Origin of the sequence: Brevibacterium sp. GP-SGM9, assembly GCF_047300845.1 — a bacterium.
In the GTDB taxonomy this organism is placed as follows: domain Bacteria; phylum Actinomycetota; class Actinomycetes; order Actinomycetales; family Brevibacteriaceae; genus Brevibacterium.
The window spans coordinates 62,024-83,195 of sequence record NZ_CP178563.1; the positions used below are offsets into that span (position 1 = coordinate 62,024).

At 66.7% G+C, this 21,172-nt stretch carries 17 protein-coding genes; 12 read left to right on the plus strand and 5 right to left on the minus strand.

Annotated features, from left to right (window positions below; translation table 11 throughout):
- Window positions 1-70: 70 nt before the first annotated feature.
- Window positions 71-1,273: a polyprenyl synthetase family protein gene (locus ACH82I_RS00270; protein ID WP_413334703.1), complete on the minus strand. Its 1,203-nt coding sequence runs from the start codon at window positions 1,271-1,273 to the stop codon at window positions 71-73.
- Window positions 1,270-1,809, minus strand: coding sequence for a hypothetical protein (locus tag ACH82I_RS00275; RefSeq protein ID WP_230744314.1), 540 nt, complete (start codon window positions 1,807-1,809; stop codon window positions 1,270-1,272). Before ACH82I_RS00275 ends, ACH82I_RS00270 begins: the two co-directional genes overlap by 4 nt.
- Window positions 1,810-1,907: 98 nt before the next feature.
- Between ACH82I_RS00275 and dinB the strand changes: the two genes are divergently transcribed.
- The 3 genes from dinB to ACH82I_RS00290 all read left to right on the plus strand — a co-directional run bounded on the left by dinB (window position 1,908) and on the right by ACH82I_RS00290 (window position 4,434).
- Window positions 1,908-3,152: a DNA polymerase IV gene (gene dinB / locus ACH82I_RS00280; RefSeq protein WP_413334705.1), complete on the plus strand. Its 1,245-nt coding sequence runs from the start codon at window positions 1,908-1,910 to the stop codon at window positions 3,150-3,152.
- Between the two features lie 123 nt (window positions 3,153-3,275).
- The gene (locus ACH82I_RS00285) at window positions 3,276-3,692 is read left to right on the plus strand and encodes a DUF3040 domain-containing protein (RefSeq protein WP_230744312.1); all 417 of its coding nucleotides are present in this window, start codon (window positions 3,276-3,278) and stop codon (window positions 3,690-3,692) included.
- Window positions 3,693-3,765: 73 nt separating this feature from the next.
- Window positions 3,766-4,434 (plus strand): YdcF family protein, encoded by a 669-nt coding sequence (locus ACH82I_RS00290; protein ID WP_413334707.1) that lies wholly within the window; start codon window positions 3,766-3,768, stop codon window positions 4,432-4,434.
- 179 nt (window positions 4,435-4,613) lie between these two features.
- Here ACH82I_RS00290 and ACH82I_RS00295 read toward each other — a convergent pair whose 3' ends face one another.
- Genes ACH82I_RS00295 through ACH82I_RS00305 form a run of 3 tightly spaced genes read right to left on the minus strand, consistent with a single transcriptional unit; the run spans window position 4,614 to window position 9,326 of the window.
- Window positions 4,614-7,220, minus strand: a complete 2,607-nt coding sequence (locus ACH82I_RS00295; protein ID WP_413334709.1) for a transglutaminaseTgpA domain-containing protein — start codon at window positions 7,218-7,220, stop codon at window positions 4,614-4,616.
- Window positions 7,181-8,332, minus strand: coding sequence for a DUF58 domain-containing protein (locus tag ACH82I_RS00300; protein WP_413334712.1), 1,152 nt, complete (start codon window positions 8,330-8,332; stop codon window positions 7,181-7,183). Before ACH82I_RS00300 ends, ACH82I_RS00295 begins: the two co-directional genes overlap by 40 nt.
- A 4-nt stretch (window positions 8,333-8,336) precedes the next feature.
- Window positions 8,337-9,326, minus strand: coding sequence for an AAA family ATPase (locus ACH82I_RS00305; RefSeq protein ID WP_413334715.1), 990 nt, complete (start codon window positions 9,324-9,326; stop codon window positions 8,337-8,339).
- Window positions 9,327-9,832: 506 nt separating this feature from the next.
- On the opposite strand from ACH82I_RS00305, the gene mraZ reads away from it, so the two are divergent.
- From mraZ to ftsW, 9 genes are all read left to right on the plus strand, one after another.
- Window positions 9,833-10,264, plus strand: a complete 432-nt coding sequence (gene mraZ, locus ACH82I_RS00310; RefSeq protein WP_230744307.1) for a division/cell wall cluster transcriptional repressor MraZ — start codon at window positions 9,833-9,835, stop codon at window positions 10,262-10,264.
- A gap of 165 nt (window positions 10,265-10,429) precedes the next feature.
- Window positions 10,430-11,392: a 16S rRNA (cytosine(1402)-N(4))-methyltransferase RsmH gene (gene rsmH / locus ACH82I_RS00315; protein ID WP_413334718.1), complete on the plus strand. Its 963-nt coding sequence runs from the start codon at window positions 10,430-10,432 to the stop codon at window positions 11,390-11,392.
- Window positions 11,389-11,958, plus strand: a complete 570-nt coding sequence (locus tag ACH82I_RS00320; RefSeq protein WP_230744305.1) for a hypothetical protein — start codon at window positions 11,389-11,391, stop codon at window positions 11,956-11,958. Before rsmH ends, ACH82I_RS00320 begins: the two co-directional genes overlap by 4 nt.
- A 74-nt stretch (window positions 11,959-12,032) precedes the next feature.
- A complete protein-coding gene (locus ACH82I_RS00325) occupies window positions 12,033-13,814 on the plus strand; it encodes a peptidoglycan D,D-transpeptidase FtsI family protein (RefSeq protein ID WP_230744304.1) in 1,782 nt (593 codons plus the stop codon).
- The gene (locus ACH82I_RS00330) at window positions 13,814-15,412 is read left to right on the plus strand and encodes a UDP-N-acetylmuramoyl-L-alanyl-D-glutamate--2,6-diaminopimelate ligase (protein ID WP_230744303.1); all 1,599 of its coding nucleotides are present in this window, start codon (window positions 13,814-13,816) and stop codon (window positions 15,410-15,412) included. The genes ACH82I_RS00325 and ACH82I_RS00330 overlap by 1 nt, the downstream gene beginning before the upstream one ends.
- Window position 15,413: 1 nt before the next feature.
- Complete coding sequence (locus tag ACH82I_RS00335) at window positions 15,414-16,880, plus strand: UDP-N-acetylmuramoyl-tripeptide--D-alanyl-D-alanine ligase (protein ID WP_413334723.1); 1,467 nt, start codon at window positions 15,414-15,416, stop codon at window positions 16,878-16,880.
- Window positions 16,877-17,965, plus strand: a complete 1,089-nt coding sequence (gene mraY / locus ACH82I_RS00340) for a phospho-N-acetylmuramoyl-pentapeptide-transferase (RefSeq protein ID WP_230744301.1) — start codon at window positions 16,877-16,879, stop codon at window positions 17,963-17,965. Before ACH82I_RS00335 ends, mraY begins: the two co-directional genes overlap by 4 nt.
- Window positions 17,958-19,508, plus strand: a complete 1,551-nt coding sequence (murD, locus tag ACH82I_RS00345; RefSeq protein WP_413334726.1) for a UDP-N-acetylmuramoyl-L-alanine--D-glutamate ligase — start codon at window positions 17,958-17,960, stop codon at window positions 19,506-19,508. The genes mraY and murD overlap by 8 nt, the downstream gene beginning before the upstream one ends.
- A gap of 1 nt (window position 19,509) precedes the next feature.
- Entirely contained in the window at window positions 19,510-21,171 is a 1,662-nt protein-coding gene (ftsW, locus tag ACH82I_RS00350) for a putative lipid II flippase FtsW (protein ID WP_413334729.1), read from the plus strand.
- The last annotated feature ends 1 nt before the right edge of the window (window position 21,172 follow it).

The following is a 21,172-nucleotide window of genomic DNA, read 5'->3' on the forward strand; positions in this document are numbered from 1 at the left end:
GACCTGCGATCGCGCTGAGAAGACCTGCGATCGCGGCCCGAACGTCACCGTTCGGCCCTCGCATCGCCGTTTAACTCGTGCGGTAGCTCAGCGCGTCCGCGAACTCCGCGAGACGTCGATGGGCACCATCGCCGAGGCGGGTGTGCGGTTCCGATTGCGGCCCGGAGTTCTGGTCGGCGACCGGTTCGGCGGCGCGGGCCCATTCGTCGAGGACCGCCAGGGCCTCCGCACGTTTGTCCTCGATGAAAGACTCCACGGCGGCGAGACCGCCGGTCGCGTTGATCATGTCGACGCATTCGTCCACCTCGGCGTCGGTCAGGGACGGAACTCCCAGCCGATCTGCGAGGATCTCGGTCTGTGCGGATGAGAGCCTGCGCACCGTCTCCGCGATGAGCACGGTCCGCTTGCCCTCACGGATGTCATCGCCCGAAGGCTTGCCGGTCGCCGCGGGATCCCCGACGATGCCGAGGACATCGTCACGCAGCTGGAAGGCCTGGCCCAGAGGCAGACCGAACCGGGAGATCTCGCTCAGCTGCTCGGCATCCGCTCCGCCCATCGCGGCGCCGAGGAGGAGCGGCTGCTCGACCGAATACTTCGCCGACTTGAAGCTGAGCACCTCCCACGCCCGCTCGCCGATGCGCTCATCGCTGAGCGGAATCACCTCGGCGAGCACATCGAGGTACTGACCGACCATGACGTCGCGGCGCAGCGTGGCCCGCAGTTCGCGAGCCTGCGCGGTGATGCCGAGGCTGTCCTGGGAACGTTCGAACATCTCCTCGCTCAGGGCCAGGCAGATGTCGCCGATGACGATGGCCGAGGCCACGCCGAAGGAATCGCCCTCGCCTTGGTAGCCCTTGGCCGCATGCCGGGATTCGAACTTCCGGTGCAGGGCGGGTTCTCCGCGCCTGGTGTCCGAATGGTCGATGACGTCGTCGTGGATGAGTGCGGCCGCGTGGAGGAGTTCGAGCGAGCCCGCAGCCTGGGCGAGTCCGGAGCTCAACCGCTCCCGGTCGAAGTCCTCACCGACGGCGAGTTGATAACCCCACCACAGCAGGACCGGGCGGATCCGCTTCCCGCCGCGTGTGTAGTCGAGCAGTGCTCGGCCGATCTCGCGTGCGTCGGGGGAGATGGCGGTGAACTCATCGGCCTTCTCCGCCAGGAACGCTTCGATCTCCGCGGTCACCTCGGCGACGATGGCTTTCGGATCGTCGAGGCCGGAGATCGTGCGCGGCGTCCGGGGGTCGAACGGGTCCGTGACGTCGGCTCGGGTCATTGAACGATGTTCCCGCCGACCGTGACGATCGAGTTGTCCTTGTTCTCGGGGTCCTCAGCGACGGTGACGACGAGGAGTCCGTCGTTCTTCTTGTGTTTGAAGTTCATCACCCGGCCGCTGTCCGTCTTAACCTCGTCGCCGTAGGCTTCGAAGTCGGCCTTGCCCAGTTCCTTCTCGTAGAACTTGAAGATGTCCTTGGCGTCGGCCTCGGCCCTGACCACGAGGCTGACCTGCTCGGGCTTCTTCGTGTCCTTGTCGGTCTCGGCCGGAGCCACCGAACTCGAGAGCACGGTCGAATCCGGGTAGGGCTTGACGTAGTCGGGCAGATCCTCGATGTCCGTCGACGCTGCTGCGTCACCCTCGGCGTCCTCCGTGCCCGCGGACTCGGACTCCTCGGGTGCGGAAGCGGTGTCCGTGGACTGGGACGCCTCGGCAGACGGGGTCTGTTCCGCAGCGTCGTCGCCCGTGCCCGAGCAGCCTGTGAGCACGAGGGTCAGAGCGATCGGCAATGTCATGACAGTGGTGCGCGATACCATGTCTCTAGGGTACCCGGACTTCACCGATGGAACCGACGGAACCCCCGCAGCCAGGGGACCGGCGGCGAGCGGAGGCAGGCGATGGACGAGGGCGGACGATGAGTCGGAAGCAGCTGGCACGGTCCGGTGGCGATCTGAGCCGACTGGGCTCGGACGACACCGGTGCGACCATGCTTCATCTCGACATGGACTCCTTCTTCGTCTCCGTCGAACTGCTCAGCCGACCGGAGCTGCTCGGTCGTCCCGTCATCGTCGGCGGCCGCAGCGGCCGCGGTGTCGTCGTCTCGGCCAGCTACGAGGCCCGCGAGTACGGAGTGCATGCGGCGATGCCGATGTCCCGGGCCATCACGCTGTGCCCCTTCGCCGAGGTGATCCCACCGTCCCACGGCCTGTATTCGGACTACTCCCGCCAGGTCTTCGACCTCGTCTCCACCGTCACCCCCGACTACCTGCAGGTGAGTGTGGACGAGGCCTACATCGATGTCGCCGGTGCCGTGCGCAGACTCGGCTCTCCGATCCGGATCACCTCCGAACTGCGGGCCCGCATCCGGGAGCAGACGGGACTGAGCGCCTCCGTCGGCATCGCCGGCAGCCGCGTGGTGGCGAAGCTCGCGTCGACGCGGGCCAAACCCAACGGTCAGCTCCTCGTCCCACTGGCGAAGACCCAGGAGTTCCTCGACCCGATGCCCATCGAAGCACTGCCCGGGGTGGGGGAGAAGACCCGTGAGTCGTTCTCGAAGTACGGCATCCGTCTGATCGGCGACCTCGCCGCCGTCGACGAGGCCTGGGCCGGGCGGGTGTTCGGCGCCCATGGGCACCACCTGTGGCGCAGCGCCCACGGACTGGACTCGCATGGGATGGACCGTCAGGCCAAGGATCATTCGATCAGCAACGAGCACACCTTCGGCGAGGACGTGTGGGAGCTCGATGCGTTGGAGCACGAGCTGCTGCGTCTGGCGGACAAGGTCGCTCATCGGGTGCGGGCCGAAGGGAAGGTGGCGACCACCCTGGGGATGAAGTACCGTCTCGCGGACTTCACCACGCTGTCGCGCTCGATCACCCTCGAGGCGCCCACCGATCTCGCACGGGAGATGTACGAGGCGCTGCGGCCGTCCCTGCGCAAGCTGCGTGAACAGAGGCCGCAGGGCGTCCGGCTGCTCGGTGTGCGGGCAGCAGGCCTGATGGACTACGCCGTCAGTGGGCGGCAGGCCAGACTCGATGAGCCGGAGCATTCGGGTCGGGAGGCCGAGGTCGCCCTCGACGATGTCAGGCGCAGGTTCGGCACCTCCGCGATTTCGCAGGCCTCGCTGTTGCGCAGGCAGTCGGATCCGAAAGGCGAGTGAGTTCTGCCATAGTCTGAAGACGCAGTGGGAATCCGGCCAGTACTCTCGTTCCCAAGATGTTTTTTCGGTGTTCAGAGACTATGATTGTCTCATCAGTCCGTAGTAGGGAAACGGGGGTTCGAGATGCCACTCTCCGATCACGAACAGCAGCTGCTCGATCAGTTGGAGAAGCAGCTGCGCAGTGAAGACCCACGTTTCGCGCGCAATATTTCGGAAACTCAGGCCGCGGCCACGGGTCCCGGCTTCTCCGCCAAGCGCTTCGTGCTGGGAATCCTCATCGCACTCGCCGGACTCGCCGCGACGATCCTCGCGATCTCTCTGGTCAGCAGCTCCACGTGGTGGATCGCCCTCGGCGTCGTTGGCTTCGGCCTCATGGTCGCCGGAATGTACTGGGCGTTCAGCCGTCCCGGCCAGGTCGGCGGCACCGCAGCGAAGACCACTCCGACCTCGAAGAGCCCGAACCCCGAAGCGAAGGGCGGCTCGGGCGGCTTCATGAGCCGGATCGAAGACCGGTGGGAAAAGCGCCAGCGCGGCGAATGACCATCACCTCATCGACAGGAGCGCCCTCCACTCGGGGGCGCTCTTCTCATATCCCGAGGGATACGATGCCCGCATGCGCACAGCCTCCTGTCTCACCCTGAGCCTCGCCGGTGCGCTGGCTGCGCTCCTCGCCTTCGGAGAGCTCACTCATTGGCGCGCGAGCCGAGGATGGCTCGGCGGCGATCACAGCCGAGGCGACTGCCGTCTGGGCTCTGACAGCCCGGATGGTCGCGGTCAGGGCACTGACATTCGTGGCGGTCGCGAAATCGTGGTGGTGCTGGGATATCGCAATCCCGCTGAGCGCGCGAACTTCCTCAACCGCTACCGCGTTCGGGCTGGGATCCGGTCGATCGATCCTCTGGCGCGGGAGTCGACCCTTCTGCTCTGCGGTGCGGCGGTGGCCGGGCCCGTCTCGGAGGCGGAGCTGATGTCCGACTATGCCCGCGAAGAGCTCGGATTCACCGGTTGCATCGTGCTGGAGACCGCGAGCACCAGCACGCAGGAAAATGTCGAGAATGCGATCGAGAGCCTCGATGTCGCCGATACGATCAAGATCGTGTCGAATTCGATCCATGCCGAGAAGGCCCGATTCCTCCTCTGGGAGAGCAGACCTGATCTGGCCCGGCGCCTGGTCAGGGGAGAGGACCACCGTTTCGGAGAGATCACTGTCGTCAAACCGGTCGCCGCACTGCTCGGGCTGCCGGACCTGCGCAGAACGATCGACGGGTCCCACCGAGCCTGATCGACGAAACCACCTTGATGCAAGGCCGATCAGCGTCTGTCGCTGCCTGCGAACATGAGCGATGCCCACACCGATTTCGGTGTGGGCATCGGTCCTCGGTCCATAGCTGCTGTGCCGCCTCGCCGTGGACGACGCCTCCTCGGCGTGGACGACGCTGGCTCAGCGTGGTCGGCGCCGCCTCAGCGCGGTGGGTTGAAGATGCTCGCCGGCCAGAGCTTGGCCGAGATCTTCGTCCCCGGTCTCGCCCGGTCGGCCAGATCTGAACTCACCTCGTCGACCAGGGCACTCACCTCGGAGGAGTCGATGCTCTGACTCGTCGAACCGTACCTCTGCGCCTCGAGGGCGGCGATGAATGCGGCCAGCGCCGTATCATCGTGGGCACGAGCGCTCGTGCCCGCCGGTGCGGGTCTGCGCAGAGCATTGAATCGCTCGTCGCCGCGCCTCGACCGGTCCGAGCCCTCAGAGGCCGTGCCGTCGGAGCTTGTGCCGCCGGCAACGTCCGCGGAAGCCTCACCACCACCGTCTCTGCCGTTCCCGGCACCGGTGGCCACCGCGGCCGCGCTCTTCGGTGCTGCCGTCCCGGAGTTCGACCCGGAAGCCGAACCGGAGTCCGGTCGGGATGCCGAGCCGCTCGAGCGTCGGGAACTCGGGGACGAGAACGACGAATCCTCTGTGCCGGCCCTCGGAGCGACACCGGCAAGGACCAGCTCGTTGTAGCGCAGCGTCCCGCTCGGGTCGATGCTCTGACCGTAGTCGGTGGCCAGTGCCCTGACCTCCGTCCACACCGCCTCGAGATTCTGCGGATCCTTCGTCCGGCGCGAACGCAGGATCATCCGCCAGATCGCGGGGATCAGTGCGAGCAGCACGAGCACGAGAACGATGACACCGGCCCAGGCGAAGGTGCTGAAGTTCGAACCCGCGGGCTCGGCGGCCTCGGTCGACTCCTCTTCGCTCGGAGCCTCCGATTCGGCGGCCTCGGTCTCTTCGGCGCCGTCCGTGGCCTCCTCACTCGGATCCGAGGTCTCTTCCTCATCGGCGGAGTCATCCTGTTCCGAGCCGCTGGCGACGGTCCACTTCGGCGGATCGCCGGCCGGACCGCCGGGAGTCGGTTCGAACCGGACCCAACCGACGCCCTCGAAGTAGAGCTCCGGCCAGGCATGCGAATCCTGCATGCTCACGTCATATCCGCCGTCGGACTCCTCGCCGCTGGCGTAGCCCACTCCGATGCGGGCGGGAATCCCCATGGTCCGAGCCATGATCGTCATCGCCGAAGAGAACTGGACGCAGTAGCCCTTCTTGTCCGCGAGGAAGTCGGAGATCGCGTCCCCGCTGGCCTTCTCCGGGGCATCGAGTGAGTACTCGAACTCGCCGCTGCGGAAGTAGGCCTGCAGGAGCACCGCGGCCTCCCACTGGTTGTTCGCATCCGCGGTCACCCGCTCGGCGGTCTCGTGGACCGTATCCGGCAGGCTCTCGGGCACCTCAAGTTCGGTTTCGAAGTCTCCGGTGCTGACCGGGCTCGCGGTCTTGAGATCGTCGACGCCGGGGTCGGCCGACAGATACTGCATCGAATACTGCTGACCGCCGGACTTCTCTCCGTTGCCGACGATGGTCAGCGACTTCTCGTCATAGATCCAACGACGATCGAGACCGTCCGGCTGCTGGGGCGCATAGGGGGTGGGCAGGTACTGCTGATCGAAGTCGTCACCGACAGTGACGTCGATGGTCTCTTCCTTGAAGTTCCGATCCCGCGGCAGCCCCTCGGGCCACGGCATCCCCTCCGAAGCGATTGCGAAGGGATCGAGGGAGAACGGACTCGGCGCCCAGGCCTGCCCGTCGAAGGAATCGATCGACGTCAGCCGGATCGGCTCCGCATCGGGATCGGTGGTCTGGTAGCTGAAGAGCACGGCATCGTCCCGATCCCCCAGATCCTTGCGCAGATCGAGGAACGGATTCGTCACGGTCAGGTCGCCTTTATCGCTCGCCGCACGGTCAGGCAGAGTCGGCACGGGCGGCAGCAGCACGGGAATGCCGATGCCGATCCCCACGGCCAGGGCACCGGCCACAAGGGCGGTGAGCCCACCGCGCCATCTCGTCGACGGCAGGTAGCGGCTGAGCATGAGCAGGAGGAAGGCTGCGAGAATCGCGACCACATGCCACCACCGGACCTGAGCGGGGGCGAAGAAGACGGGAATCATCCACAGCACCAGCAGCAGCACACCGCTGACCTTCGGGGCCTTGAGGTCGGAGACGAGACCGTCGATGAGGATCGTGATCAGGGTGAACGCGATCGTCAGCATTGCGGTGAAACCTGGGGTGCTCGCCGCCGGGGGAGTCGTGGCGTAGAGATCGCTGACGCCGGAGGAGAGCAGGTCGATGACCGTGGTGAAGGAGCTGCCGCTGGGAATGATCCCGAGCATCAGCGTGTCCGGGGCGCAGAGCACGAAGACCGCGATCACACCGACGACGCACTGGGCGATGACGGCGGTGCCGCTGGCACGCAGCACGGGCACGCTGCGGAAGATCAGCCCGACGATGACGATGAGGGCGATCGAGACGAGGACGGGCGGCAGCCAGGCGAAGTCGGAGAACACCGCCGAGAGCGCAACAGCGGCCAGGACCATCGCCACGAAGACGGTGACCGCCTCGGGCCACCCGGAACCCTGGTTCACAGCAGCTGCAGGTGGACGGACGTCGGCAGGCGCGGAGCCGCCGGCCGAGGTCTCGGGATCGAATCGGGTCGGAGTGCTCATCGGGTCACCCGTCTCTTCGATTCGAAGCTCGTCCACGACTCCGGCAGATCCTCGCTCAGCCCCATCATGGTCAGATCGCTGATCTCGTCGAGGGTGCGGATCGTCACCGGCACCCGGCGGGAGAAGTTCGCGGCGAGTTCCTCGCCGCGCGCCTGCTCGGCGGCGCAGATGACGATGTGATTGGGATTGTCATGGGCAGGCAGCTCGACCGGGCCGGGTTCGATGAGCGCGGAGAGCAGTCGCAGTCGTTCGATGTCGCGGTGTCCTTTGAATCGGATCTGGTGACCGGGGGCGACGACGTAGAGTTCGTAGTCGGCGCGGAGGAAGGCAGAGCCCGCCGCAGCGGCAGCGGCGAGCAGGAACTCGACCTCGAGCTCGCCGGGGTGACCGTCGCGACCGGCGAGGTCGATGACGATGAGCGCGTGCAGCGTCTCCTCATCGGCCTCGTGGCGGACCATCAGGTCCCCGGACTTCGCCGTCGTCGGCCAGTGCACGTGCCGCAGATCATCGCCGGGCACGTATTCGCGGGTGTGGAAGTCTCGAGTGGTGTGCCCTCGACGGACCTTGCCCTCATCGAGGCGGGCGGGACGGATCGCCGAGTCCGTCGGGATCCTGGCGCCGAGGATCGGCACCGAGACTGCAATCGGGAAGGACCCGTGTGCCTTCTTCTTCATCGTCACCAGACCGAAGGGACCGGCCACGGTGATGAGCACGGATTCGAGGCCGCTGATGCCGCGGCGGTTCGGCGTGAACGAGGTCAGCACCGCCTGTCCGCTGCCGTGTGCCAGGGGCGGGACCTCGCCGACGGTGGAGTCGCCGAAGCCCTCGGCGGTCACGAAGTCGATCGTCGAGGCCGGGATCGCCAACTGGCCGACATTGACCACGGTGGCTTCGAGCTCGACCTCCTTGCCCTCCGGAGCCAGCGGATAGCGCTGTGCCGACGGTGCCAAGGCCGCCGAGGGCAGGTTCGTGCGCAGGGTGATCGAGACCCGCCGAGTGCCCCAGACGATGAGCAGCGCCGAGAGCAGCACGAGCGCCAGGAGCAGAAGTCCGGCCGGAAGGAGCCCCGGCAGCGCGAAGCGATACGCCGTGACGATGAGGGCCGCCCCGGCGAGGACGAAGATGATTCCCGATGTGCTCAGACGCATGCGGTCACTGGTTCGTCGACACCGGCACGCGGGAGATCACGCGTCCGATCAGGTCGGCCGCGAGGTCGGAGTCATCGCCGTCGCGGGGGATGATCCGGTGCGCGAGGATGTACGGGGCGAGTGCCTGGACATCATCGGGGGTGACGAAGGTCCGTCCCGACAGGGCCGCCCTCGCCTTCGCAGCGCGCAGCAGGTGCACGCCGCCGCGTGGGGAGGAGCCGAGCAGGATCGACTGATCGCTGCGGCTGGCCTGCAGGATGGCGACGATGTATTCGCGCAGCTGCCGACTCGCAGAGACATGGCGGACGATGCCGCGGGCCTGAGTGATCTGCTCGAGGTTGGTCACGGGTGTGGCGCTGGTGAGCGGGTCGTGCTCGATCTGATTGTCGAGCAGGTCCACCTCGTCGGCGGTGTTGGGGTACCCGAGCGAGATGCGGGTCATGAAGCGGTCGCGCTGCGCTTCCGGCAGGGCATAGGTGCCCTCCATGTCGATCGGGTTCTGGGTGGCCACGACGATGAAGGGCGCAGGCATCTGATAGGTCTGGCCGTCGATCGTGGCCTGGCCCTCGGCCATGCACTCGAGCATCGCCGACTGGGTCTTCGGTGAGGCGCGGTTGATCTCATCGGCGATGACGATGTTGGCGAACACCGGTCCCTGGCGGAACTCGAAGTGCCGGGTCTCCTGATTGAACAGGTTGACGCCGACGACGTCGGTCGGCAGCAGGTCGGGGGTGAACTGGATGCGACGGACCGATCCGTCGACGACCTTGCCCATGGCGCGGGCCAGCAGGGTCTTGCCGACTCCGGGGACATCCTCGAGGAGGACGTGCCCGCCGGCGAGCAGGGCGATCAGTGACAGGCCCACGGCCTCGTCCTTGCCCTCGAGGACCGCGTTCATCGCCGTGCGTGCCCGAGAGGTCAGGTGCTGGACCCATTCGATGTGCTCGGCACCGATCGCGGAATTGGTCTGAGTTCCTTCTTGGCTGATCGACATAGGGCCATTGTCCCTTATCCCGCGTTGCCGGGCCACACGAGTTTCTCTCAGCATCGCGCGACGTCAGAGGACTCACACTTCGTGCCTCCACAGGCCTCCCCGAAAGGACTGACGCCGGCCCCACCACTTTCCTCCCCACCGCACTCCCCACTTCGCTCCCCACCCCATTCCCCACTTTCTTCCACGCGGACCCTCCACTTCCCTCCCCGGGGCGGGCCGCCTCGGCGCTCCATTTCGCTGACTGCCCCGAGATCTCGGGGATCGGCACCGAAATCCCACCCCCGCCGAGGTGGTCGGAAGTCCCAGCGGATCCGTCGATCACCCCGGCCGAGGCTCGCCCGCGGCGCACCAGCAGGGAAAAAATCTCCACTTTCCTCCACTGTTCTGACCTGGGAAAACACTGCCTCTGGAGAGTCGGTGGGGGAGAAGTGCTGGAATAGGTGGAGGGAAGTGGAGTACTGTGGTTGCTATCGGAGCCGATTGGGTTTCGAAAGGGGTGAGACGACATGTTCTTGGGCACTCATATGCAGAAGCTCGACGACAAAGGTCGCCTCATCCTGCCCGCAAAGTTCCGCGAGGAGCTTTCGCCCGGTCTCGTACTGACCCGTGGACAGGAGAACTGCCTCACCCTGTTCCCCACCACGGAGTTCGAAGCCGAGCATGAGCGAATCCAGAACGCGCCGAAGACGAACAAGGAAGCCCGCGATTACCAGCGTGTGTTCCTGTCGGCGGCGTTTGCGGATCAACCGGACAAACAGGGACGCATCACGGTCCCGAACATATTGCGGCAGTACGCATCACTTGATCGGGAAGTCGCAGTGATCGGCATGGGCAACCGCGTCGAGATCTGGGATTCACCGACCTGGGAGAACTACCTGGTCGGAGCGCAGCAGGCATTCGCCGAGCGCGAAGAGGAGGTGATCCCCGGAGTGATCTGATCCTGCTCGGGTTTGATCCTTGCCCGCCGTGCTCGAGTTTCGGGGAACTTCCCCGTTTCCGAAGCTCGGAAGTCCTGACACACTTCCCCGGTGCCAGGGCCGCGGCGGACAAGGTTCTGGCTCCAGCAGCTCATCCCACGACCACGACCCACGAAGGACCCCTCCATGAACGCTCAGCACACCCCGGTGCTCCTCGAGCGCGTGGTCGAGCTCATCGGACATGGGGTCGATGCCGCCAGGCAGCACGGTCACACTCCGGTCGTCGTCGACGGAACCCTGGGTATGGGCGGGCACTCCGAGGCCATCCTCACCGCCTTCCCCGACGTCCACCTGATCGGCATCGACCGGGACACTCAGGCCATCGACATCGCCACGAAGCGCCTCTCGCCCTTCAGTGATCGCACCGACATCGTCCACGCCGTCGACGACGAACTGCCGCAGGTGCTCGCCGACCTCGGGGTCGAGGCGATCAGCGCAATCCTGCTCGATCTCGGCGTCTCCTCCCTCCAGCTCGACGAAGACGAGCGCGGATTCTCCTATTCCCGGCCCGCGCCGCTGGACATGCGGATGGACCGGACACAGCAGCTCACTGCCGCCGAGGTGCTCGCCACCTACTCCGAAGCCGAGCTGCGGCGGATCCTCCGCGACTACGGCGAGGAGAAGATGGCCGGTCGGATCGCGAAGATCATCGTCACCGACCGCGCCCACACGCCATGGGAGACCTCCCAGCAGCTCGCGGCGATGCTCTCCCGGGTGATCCCAGAGACGAAGAAGAAGTCCCACCCGGCCAAACGCACCTTCCAGGCGCTGCGGATCGAAGTCAACGACGAGCTCGGGGTGCTGCGCACGGCACTGCCGGCCGCGCTCGAGGCCCTGCACATCGGGGGAGTTGCGGTCATCGAGTCCTATCAGTCACTCGAGGACACGATCGTGAAGAAGATCTTCCGCACCGCCGCGACGACCCAGGCCCCACCGGACATGCCCGTAGTCCCCGAAGAGCTCCAGCCCTGGCTGAAGGAGATCATCCGCGGGGCCGAACAGGCCGATGAAGAAGAAGCAGAGACGAATCCGCGTGCCAAGAGCGTGCGGCTGCGTGCAGTCGAGAAGATCAGGGAGGCACAACAGTGAAGACCGCCCACGCGACCATCGGTCGCCCCCACGTGACCGAACGCAGCCGAGCCCTCGAGGAGACCGCCGGCGGGCCGCAGCCCGCACCGAAGCTCCGGCTGCTCAAGTTCGAACTGCCCAAGGCCCGGGTGCCGTTCTCACTGCTGTGCGTGACGATCCTCATCGCCACTCTCCTCGCGGTGCTGCTGCTCAACATCTTCATCTCCCACACCTCCTATCAGATCGACCAGCTCAACTCCGAGAAGGATCAGCTGGCCGAGCAGAAGGATCGTCTCGTCGAGGACAACTCCTACCGCGAGTCGCCGCAGAACATCTCGATCGCCGCCGAGGAGCTCGGCCTCGTCCGCGACTCCTCGCCGGAGTTCCTCGACGCCAAGACCGGAAAGATCATCGACGCCCCGCCGATCGACGTCAGCGGAAAGAAAAAGCCGACAGTTGTCCCGGGTCCGCGTGCCGATACCCGCGAAGACCTGCGACCCAATCTACGATCGGATGAGAAGCTTCCCGTCGTCGGCGGCAGCCCCAGCCAGGACGTCGCCGCGCCGAGCCAGGAAGCTCCGAAGTAGGACGCACCGCATCGGGCCGATCCCGACCAGCCGCGGAACCATTCGCCCACTAAGCAAGGACCAAGGACAGTGCAATGGGCCCACGTAGATCTCGGGTGAAGAAGACCGGCAAACGCACAGGCCCCAATCTGCGTCTGCGGATGGGACTCATCGCGGCCGTCTCGATCCTCGCCCTCCTCATCACCTCGGTCCGCCTGGTCTCGATCCAGGGCATGGACTCGATGAAGCTCGCTGAGAAGGCCCTGGACAACCGGCTGGTCACTCGAACCCTGCCCGCCGATCGCGGTCAGATTCTGGCCTCCGACGGCACGGTGCTCGCCGACAGCGTCTCCCGCTACCAGCTCGTCGTCGACCAGGAGAACGTCGCCCAGTACAAGGTCGACGGCAAACTCGTCGGCGCCTGGGGCGCAGCCGAAGCTCTGGCCGGTCCGCTCGACACCGATCCCGGACTGCTCTACCCGAAGCTCGTCGGCGACAAGCGCTGGAACCCCGTGGCCAAGGGGCTGACCTCCGAGACCTGGCGGGCAGTGAAGAAGCTCGAGATCCTCGGCGTCTCCGCCGAGGAATACGCCGTGCGCTCCTATCCCTCCGGGGGAGTGGCCGGCAACCTCGTCGGCTTCCTCAGCTCCGACGGCCACGCCCAAGCCGGCCTCGAACAGGCCTACGACGAACAGCTCTCTGGCCGCGACGGCAGACAGCAGTACGAGAAGGGTGCACGCGGAGAGATCATCCCGCTCGGGGACAACAACATCCAGGACGCCGTCGACGGTGAAGGACTGCAGACGACGATCGACCCGGACATCCAGTACTACGCCCAGCAGGCCATCGAGGAGCAGCGGCAGAAGCACAAGGCCGAATCCGGATCGATCGTCGTCAAGGAGATCAAGACCGGCCGGATCCTCGCCGCCGCCGATGCCCCGACGGTCGATCCGAACTCCCCGGGCAAGGTCGACGCCGACGATCGCGGCTCGCGGATCTTCACCGACGTCTTCGAGCCCGGATCGACGGCGAAGATGGTCACCGCCGCCGCCCTGCTCGACCAGGGACTGGTCGACCCCGAAGACGAGTTCACGGTGCCCTACAAATGGAAGGCACCCAATGACGAGGAGTTCCGCGACTCCCACGAACACCCCGACGAGAAGCTGACCTTCGCGGGCATCCTCGCCGAATCCTCGAACACGGGCACGATCCTGGCCGGGGAGAAGCTGACTGAGGAGCAGCGCTACGAGTACATGAAGAAGTTCGGCTTCGGCTCCACCTCGGGCATCGGCTTCCCCGCCGAGACCGGAGGCATCCTCCACCCCTACACGGACTGGGACGGCCGCACGAAGTACACGGTCATGTTCGGTCAGGGCGTGGCCGCGAACGCCCTGCAGACCACCGATGTCATCGCCACCATCGCCAACGGCGGAGTGCACGTGCCCTCGACGCTCGTCGACGGCATGATCGGACCCTCGGGCAAGCCGATCTCCGAACCCGCTGGCAAGCCCGAACGGGTGATCAGCGAGAAGGCGGCCGATCAGACCCTGAGCATCCTCGAAGGCGTGGTCGCCGAAGGCACCGGCAAGTCCGCGCAGGTCTCGGGCTACCGCGTCGCAGGCAAGACCGGAACCGCGCAGGCACCGGCAGCCGAAGGCGGAGGCTACGACGGCTACACGGCCTCCTTCGTCGGCGTCCTGCCCGCCGAAGACCCGCAGGTCGCGATCTCCGTGACGTTGCAGAGGCCCCGAGACGGCTACTACGGTGGAAGCGCCGCCGCCCCCGTCTTCTCCGACGTCGCCGGCTTCACCATGCGGCACCTCAAGATCCCCCCGTCGACGACGGAACCACAGCTCCCTGCCCGAGAATGGAAATGATGCGCCTCTCACAGCTGCTGCCGATCGCCCCCGGCACCATCCACGGAGACCCGGAACGCGAGGTCACCGGGGTCTCCCACGACTCGCGCACCGTGGTGCCCGGAATGCTCTATGCGGCACTGCCCGGCGCCAACGTCCACGGAGCGAAGTTCGCCCCCGAACTCATCGCCGACGGTGTGGCTGCGATCCTCACCGATGCGAGCGGGTGGGACCGGATCACCGCCGCCGTCGATGACGCGGCACTGTCACAGGTGAGCGCCCTGATCGTGGAGCATCCCCGCTCCATCCTCGGCTACGTCTCCGCCGCCGTCTACGGCACCACCGGGCAGCCGGAACTCCTCGGCGTCACCGGGACGAACGGGAAGACGACGACGACCTACCTCATCGACGGAATGCTCGAGGCCCTCGGCCGCCGCACCGGCGTCATCGGCACCGTCGCCACCCTCATCGCCGGCGACACCGTGCCGAGCGTGCGCACCACCCCCGAGGCTCCCGAACTCCACGCTCTGTTCGGGAAGATGCGTGAGGCACAGGTCGAGACCTGCGCCATGGAGGTCTCCTCGCACGCGCTCAGTCAGCATCGCGTCGACGGTGCCCACTTCCGCGTCGCCGGCTTCACCAATCTGTCCCAGGATCACCTCGACTTCCACAACACGATGGAGGAGTACTTCGCGGCGAAGGCCATGCTCTTCACCCGTCGCTTCGCCGACCAGGCGGTCATCGTCGTCGAAGACGAATGGGGAGAGAAGATGGTCGCAGCCGCCCACGTGCCCGTGCGCACCCTCGGCCGAGACGAGCGCAGCGAATGGCTGATCGACCACACCCCCGGAGAATCCGAGTTCACGCTCCACCTCGGCGCGGGAGGCGACTCCTCGGCCGCGGACACGGACCGGACCGGCGCTGCCACGTCGATCCGGCTGCGGTCCCCGCTGCCGGGTGACTTCAACGTCACGAACACCGCCCTCGCCGCGGCCATGCTCGTCGAATCCGGGGTCAGCCCCGAGGATCTGGGGCGGATCGGGACGAGCTTCACCGCCTCGGTGCCGGGAAGGATGGAGATCATCGACGTCTCCGGCCCCCGCGCCCACGGCCAGTCCCACCCCGAGAAGCTGCCCCGCGCGATCGTCGACTACTCGCACACGCCCGATGCGATCGCCAAGGCCCTGCAGTCGCTGCACGCCGACAGCGAGGACCTCGTCATCGTCTTCGGCGCCGGCGGCGACCGCGACCGCGGCAAACGACCCGGCATGGGTCGGGCCGCAGCGGCGGCCGCTGACGTGATCATCCTCACCGACGACAATCCTCGCACCGAGGACCCGGAGGAGATCCGGGCGGCGATCCGCGCGGGAATCGAGGCGGAGATCGCCGCGGGCACGGCACGTGTGAAGAAGATCATCGAGGTCGCCGATCGGGGCGAAGCCATCGACACGGCGATCGCCTCCGCAGACCCCGAAACCACCGTGCTGATCGCGGGAAAGGGCCACGAGACCGGCCAGACCGTGGGCACCGTGGTGACCGACTTCGACGACCGGTCGAGGACACGCGAGGCGCTGTCCATGCGACTGGGCGGCTCCCAACCAGGTAAAGTTCACAGTTGATATGAAGCGACTGACTGCAGCCGAGATCGCAACTGCCCTGAGCGGCGAGTTGTACGGCATCGACCCCGAGACCCAACTGACCGCCGGAGTAGTGACCGACTCGAGAGAGATCGGCTCCGGTGACATCTATGTTGCCCGCCGAGGCGAGAGCTTCGACGGCATCGAATTCGCCGCAGCCGCCATCGAGGCGGGCGCGGCCCTGATCATCGGCGAATCCGTCCCCACCGTCGATGACTCCCCACTGCCCACCGTCGTCGTCCCCGACGCCACCGAAGCCCTGGGCCTCCTCGCCCGACACAGCATCGAAGGCCTGCGCGAAGCCGGTGAGCTCACCGTCATCGCGATCACCGGCTCCGTCGGCAAGACGACCGTGAAGGATCTGGCCGCGGACCTGCTCGCCGGCGAGGCCGAGACCGTGTGGCCGCCGAACTCGTACAACAACGAGGTCGGAGTGCCGCTGACGGCCCTGCGCGCCGATGAGTCCACGCGGTTCCTCGTCCTCGAGATGGGGGCCCGCTCGATCGGCAACCTCGCCTACCTGACGAGCCTGATCCGTCCCGACATCGCGGTCGAGCTCGCCGTGGGCACCGCCCACTCGGGCGTCTTCGGCTCGATCGAGAACACCGCACGGGCCAAGGCCGAACTCGTCGAATCCCTCGTCGCCGGCTCCACCGCGATCCTCAACGCCGATGACCCCAGGGTCGCCGGAATGCGTGAGGTCCTCGCCCCCGAGGTCTCCACCCTGTGGTTCTCCCAGCGCGAATCCCTGCCGGAATGGGTCGCCGAGGATGATTCGGTGGTCCGCGGCACCGGAGTCACCACCGACTCCTCCGGCCACCCCTCCTTCGTCCTCCACCTGCCCGGTGAGGAACCGCGGGAGGTGCGCCTGGCACTCATCGGCGAACACCACGTCGGCAACGGCCTGGCCGCCGCCGCGATCGCCCATGCCTGCGGCGTCGGATCCAAATCGATCGTGACCACACTCTCGACCTCCTCGGCGGCGAGCCGGTGGCGGATGGAGCTCATCGACTCGCCCTCGGGCGTGACCGTGCTCAACGACGCCTACAATGCGAACCCCGAATCCATGCGCGCCTCCCTGAAGACCCTGGCCTCGATGGGCCGCGGGGATGAGGAGAGCCGACCGCGGCGGACCTTCGCCGTGCTCGGAGAGATGCTCGAACTCGGCGACGAGTCGGTGTCGGCCCATTCCGACATCGGCGAACTGGTGGTCCGGCTCAACATCACCCGCACCATCGTCGTCGGCGAGGGTGCCAAGCCGATCTTCAACGCCGCGAACCTCGAAGGGTCGTGGGGCAACGAGGCCACTTGGGTGGCCACCGCCGCCGAGGCGCGCGATCTGCTGGGCGCAGAACTCGCCCCCGGCGACATCGTCCTGTTCAAATCCTCGCGTGACGCCGGACTGCGGTATCTCGGGGATGAAATCGCCGGTGTATCGGGGGGCCAATGATCGCCGTACTGCTCGCAGCCTGCCTGGCCCTGATCTTCGCGCTGGTGGGCACGCCGCTGTTCATCCGTGTCCTCGTCAAGCGCGGGTACGGCCAGTTCGTCCGTGACGACGGCCCCACCTCGCATGCGACGAAGCGCGGCACACCGACGATGGGCGGCGTCGTCATCATCGGCGCAGCCATCCTCGCCTACCTGCTCGGACACCTGTTCACCGGCTCCGTACCCACCGCCTCGGGACTGCTGGTGCTGTGGCTGGCCGCCGGACTCGGCATCGTCGGCTTCCTCGACGACTTCATCAAGATCAAGAAGCAGCGCTCCCTCGGCCTGCGGCCGGTGCCCAAACTCATCGGCCAGGCCTTCGTCGGCATCTCCTTCGCCGTCCTCGGCCTCCAGTTCCCGAACTCCTTCGGGGAGACCCCGGCTTCGACGAAGGTGTCGTTCATCCGCGACACCAACCTCGACCTCGCCTTCGGCTCCGCGGTGCTCGGTCTCATCCTGTTCGTCATCTGGGCGAATCTCATCGTCACCGCGGTCTCGAACGCCGTCAACCTCACCGACGGACTCGACGGCCTGGCCGCCGGCGCCTCGGTGGTCGTCTTCGCCGCCTATGTGGTCATCGGCACCTGGCAGTCGACCCAGAACTGCAACCTCATGTCCGAGGCCACGAACGCCTGCTACTACATGCGCGACCCCCGCGACCTGGCAATGGTCGCCGCAGCGATGGCCGCCGCCTGCTTCGGCTTCCTGTGGTTCAACACCTCGCCGGCGAAGATCTTCATGGGCGACACGGGTTCCCTGGCCATCGGCGGCGCCTTCGCAGGCCTGGCCATCATGTCCCGGACCGAGCTGCTGCTCATCATCCTCGGCGGACTCTTCGTCATCATCACCATGTCCGTGATCATCCAGGTCGCCTCCTTCAAGACCACGGGCAAGCGCGTGTTCAGGATGGCGCCCCTGCAGCACCACTTCGAACTCAAGGGCTGGGCGGAAGTCACGATCGTGGTGAGATTCTGGATCATCGCCGCCCTGTTCGTCGTCGCCGGCATCTGCCTCTTCTACGCCGAATGGGTGTCCCGCGTTGGCTGAGACCCCGAACACCGGAGAAGCGGCCGCCGAGGCGAACTCGACGGCCGCGATCCCCGCAGACCTGAACGGACCCTCGTCATCCCTGGCCGGACTGCGGATCCTCGTCACCGGACTCGGGGTGACGGGCTTCCCCGCGGCCGTCCACCTCGGCGAACGGGGTGCCGACGTCATCGTCATCGACGGTGACGATCGCTCCGACGTCAGCGAGAAGGTCCAGATCCTCGAGGTCTTCGACGTCGACATCCGCCGCGGACCCGAACACGTCGAAGAACTGCCCGAAGGTCACTTCGACCTCGTCGTCACCTCCCCGGGCTGGCGTCCCGACCAGCCCGTGCTCAAGGCCGCCGCCGAGGCGGGGGTGCCCGTGATCGGCGAGGTCGAGCTGGCCTGGCGGATCCGGGGCACCAACGACGCCAAATGGATGGCCATCACCGGCACCAACGGCAAGACCACGACGACGACCATGCTCGAGTCGATGCTGCACGCCGCCGGACTGAAGGCCAAGGCCTGCGGCAACATCGGCGCACCGCTGCTCGAAGCCGTGCTCGAACCCGGCCTCGAGGTCCTCGCGATCGAACTCTCGAGCTTCCAGCTGCACTGGCAGGAATCGATGAGCGCCGAGGCCGCCGCCGTGCTCAACATCGCCCCCGACCACCTCGACTGGCACGGCAGCGCCGAAGCCTACGCGGCCGACAAGGCGAAGATCTACCACAATGCGAAGCTCGCCTGCGTGTACAACATCGCGGACGAGGCGACCCTGCACATGGTCGAAGACGCCGATGTCATCGCCGGGGCCAAGGCCATCGGCTTCACCACCGGAATTCCCCGCCCCGGGGAGCTCGGCGTGGTCGAAGATCTGCTCGTCGACCGAGCCTTCATCCCTCAGCGATACTCCTCGGCCGCCGAGATCGCCTCCCTGTCCGATGTCGCGGCGGCCACCGGCGCGGACGGTGGGGAACCAGCCGCCCATCAGGTCGCCAATGCGCTGGCCGCAGCCGCCCTGGCCCGCAGCATCGACGTTCCCGGCCAGGCGATCGCCGCAGGCCTGCGCGCGCATTCGACGGGCGCGCACCGGATGGTCACCCTCGGCGAACGCGACGGGATCCGCTGGGTCGACGACTCCAAGGCGACGAACACCCACGCCGCGAACGCCTCCCTGGGCAGCTTCGACTCGATCGTCTGGATCGCCGGCGGCCTGCCCAAAGGCGCCGACTTCACATCCCTGATCGCCGACAATGCCTCCCGCCTCAAGGCCGTGGTGCTCATCGGCGAAGACGATTCGGCCTTCCGCTCGGCGATTGCCGAGACCGTGCCGGAGCTCACCGTCATCCGCATCGAACCGGCCCTGGCTGTGGATTCGGGAGTGCCGAATCGCCGCGGCGAAGCAGTCGCCTCGGCGGCGGTGAGCGCAGCGGCCGAACTCGCCTCATCGGGCGATACGGTGCTGCTGGCCCCGGCGGCGGCGAGCATGGACCAGTTCCTCAACTACAACACCCGGGGTGAGCTCTTCACCGAGGCAGTCCAGTCCCACCTGGAGCGCTGAGATGGGACGGCAGACCACCGCGAAGGCGGATGAGCGCCGACGCCGCAGGAACTCGGCCAAGTCGAAGGCGAAGGCCTCGGCGCTGAAATCCGCCGACCTCAAGTCCGGCGGTTCCAAGTCAGGCGGCTCCAAGTCCAGCGGCCACAAATCCGGCGGTCAGAAGCCGACGTCGACCACCTCGGCGAAGACGCCTACCGCACGCCAGCCGACCGCGAGCAGATCTGCCGGGACGAGCTCCGCCGGAAAGAAACCCGTTGGCAAGAGCGGCGCCGGAAAGAACTCCGCCGGCCGGACCGTGGGCGGCATGAAATCGACGTCGGCCACCTCGGCGAAATCCGCCCCGACGGTCACCACACCGAAGCCGAAGAAGACGAGCACCGGCTCGGCGAAGTCTCCGGGCAGCAGTGCCCGTCGCGAGTTCCCCGGCCGGGCCGTCTTCGCCTCGCTGCGCCGTGAATTCGCCCGCGTCTCCGCCTACCCGCTGACGACCTACTACATCGTCCTCGTGGCGGTGCTCGCGCTGACGGGACTCGGCCTCGTCATGGTCCTCTCCGCGTCCTCGATCACGTCCTATGACGGGGGCGCCGGATCTTCCTTCGCCTACTTCAACAAGCAGGCGGGCTTCGCCGCCATCGGCATCGTGCTGATGATCGGAGGCAGCTTCGTCCCGCTCTCGCTGTGGCGCAGACTCGCCTGGCCAGCACTGGGCCTCGGCGTGGTCATGCAGGCCGCAGTCTTCATCCCCGGCCTCGGCAAGTCCACGAAGGGCAACGCGAACTGGATCGCGATCGGCACCTTCCAGCTCCAGCCCTCCGAATTCCTCAAGATCGCCCTGGCCGTGTGGCTCGGCTGCGTGCTGGCGAACAAATTCGGGAAGATGACGACCTTCGGCCACGCCATGATCCCCGTCGTCCCGGGAATCCTCTTCGCCGTCGGCCTCATCGCCGCCGGCAACGACCTCGGCACGGCCCTCGTGCTCATGGCCATGGCCTTCGTCTGCCTGCTCATCGGCGGCTACCCCTGGCGGTACTTCGCCCTGCTCATCGGCTCCATGGCGGCGGCCGTGACCTTCTTCGTGCTCAGCTCAGAGAACCGACTCAGACGCATCGAGGCACTGCTGACCGGCCACGCGGATCAGTCCGCGACCGACATCACCGGACAGGCCTGGCAGTCCAACCACGGACTCTTCTCCTTGGCCTCCGGCGGCTGGCTCGGCGTCGGACTCGGCGCCAGCCGTGAGAAATGGTCCTGGCTGCCCGAGGCCCACAACGACTTCATCTTCGCGATCATCGGCGAGGAGCTCGGACTGCTCGGCTCTCTGGCCGTGGTCCTCGTCTTCGCGATCCTCGCCTACGGCATGTTCCGGATCATCATGCGCTCATCCAGCCTGTTCGTCCAGATCACCACCGCCGGCCTCTTCGCCTGGCTGATCGGTCAGGCCGGCATCAACATCGGCGTCGTCACCGGACTGCTGCCCGTGATCGGACTGCCCCTGCCCTTCGTCTCCTACGGCGGATCCTCGATCATCGCCTCCCTCTTGGCGGTGGGCGTGCTCCTGTCCTTCGCCCGCACCGAGGCAGGCGCCGACTCGGCGATCAAGGTGCACAAGGATCGGATGCGATCATCCTTCGCCGTACTTGCCCGTCGAAAAGTGAGGAAGTGAG

Excerpts from the sequence above, each read along its gene's own strand:
- rsmH (WP_413334718.1), top strand. The coding sequence starts at position 10,430 with ATGAACGCTCAGCACACCCCGGTGCTCCTCGAGCGCGTGGTCGAGCTC.
- ACH82I_RS00270 (WP_413334703.1), bottom strand. The coding sequence starts at position 1,273 with ATGACCCGAGCCGACGTCACGGACCCGTTCGACCCCCGGACGCCGCGC.
- ACH82I_RS00305 (WP_413334715.1), bottom strand. The coding sequence starts at position 9,326 with ATGTCGATCAGCCAAGAAGGAACTCAGACCAATTCCGCGATCGGTGCC.
- ACH82I_RS00285 (WP_230744312.1), top strand. The coding sequence starts at position 3,276 with ATGCCACTCTCCGATCACGAACAGCAGCTGCTCGATCAGTTGGAGAAG.
- ACH82I_RS00335 (WP_413334723.1), top strand. The coding sequence starts at position 15,414 with ATGAAGCGACTGACTGCAGCCGAGATCGCAACTGCCCTGAGCGGCGAG.
- ACH82I_RS00325 (WP_230744304.1), top strand. The coding sequence starts at position 12,033 with ATGGGCCCACGTAGATCTCGGGTGAAGAAGACCGGCAAACGCACAGGC.
- ACH82I_RS00275 (WP_230744314.1), bottom strand. The coding sequence starts at position 1,809 with ATGGTATCGCGCACCACTGTCATGACATTGCCGATCGCTCTGACCCTC.
- ftsW (WP_413334729.1), top strand. The coding sequence starts at position 19,510 with ATGGGACGGCAGACCACCGCGAAGGCGGATGAGCGCCGACGCCGCAGG.
- ACH82I_RS00290 (WP_413334707.1), top strand. The coding sequence starts at position 3,766 with ATGCGCACAGCCTCCTGTCTCACCCTGAGCCTCGCCGGTGCGCTGGCT.
- dinB (WP_413334705.1), top strand. The coding sequence starts at position 1,908 with ATGAGTCGGAAGCAGCTGGCACGGTCCGGTGGCGATCTGAGCCGACTG.
- ACH82I_RS00330 (WP_230744303.1), top strand. The coding sequence starts at position 13,814 with ATGCGCCTCTCACAGCTGCTGCCGATCGCCCCCGGCACCATCCACGGA.
- mraY (WP_230744301.1), top strand. The coding sequence starts at position 16,877 with ATGATCGCCGTACTGCTCGCAGCCTGCCTGGCCCTGATCTTCGCGCTG.
- mraZ (WP_230744307.1), top strand. The coding sequence starts at position 9,833 with ATGTTCTTGGGCACTCATATGCAGAAGCTCGACGACAAAGGTCGCCTC.
- ACH82I_RS00300 (WP_413334712.1), bottom strand. The coding sequence starts at position 8,332 with ATGCGTCTGAGCACATCGGGAATCATCTTCGTCCTCGCCGGGGCGGCC.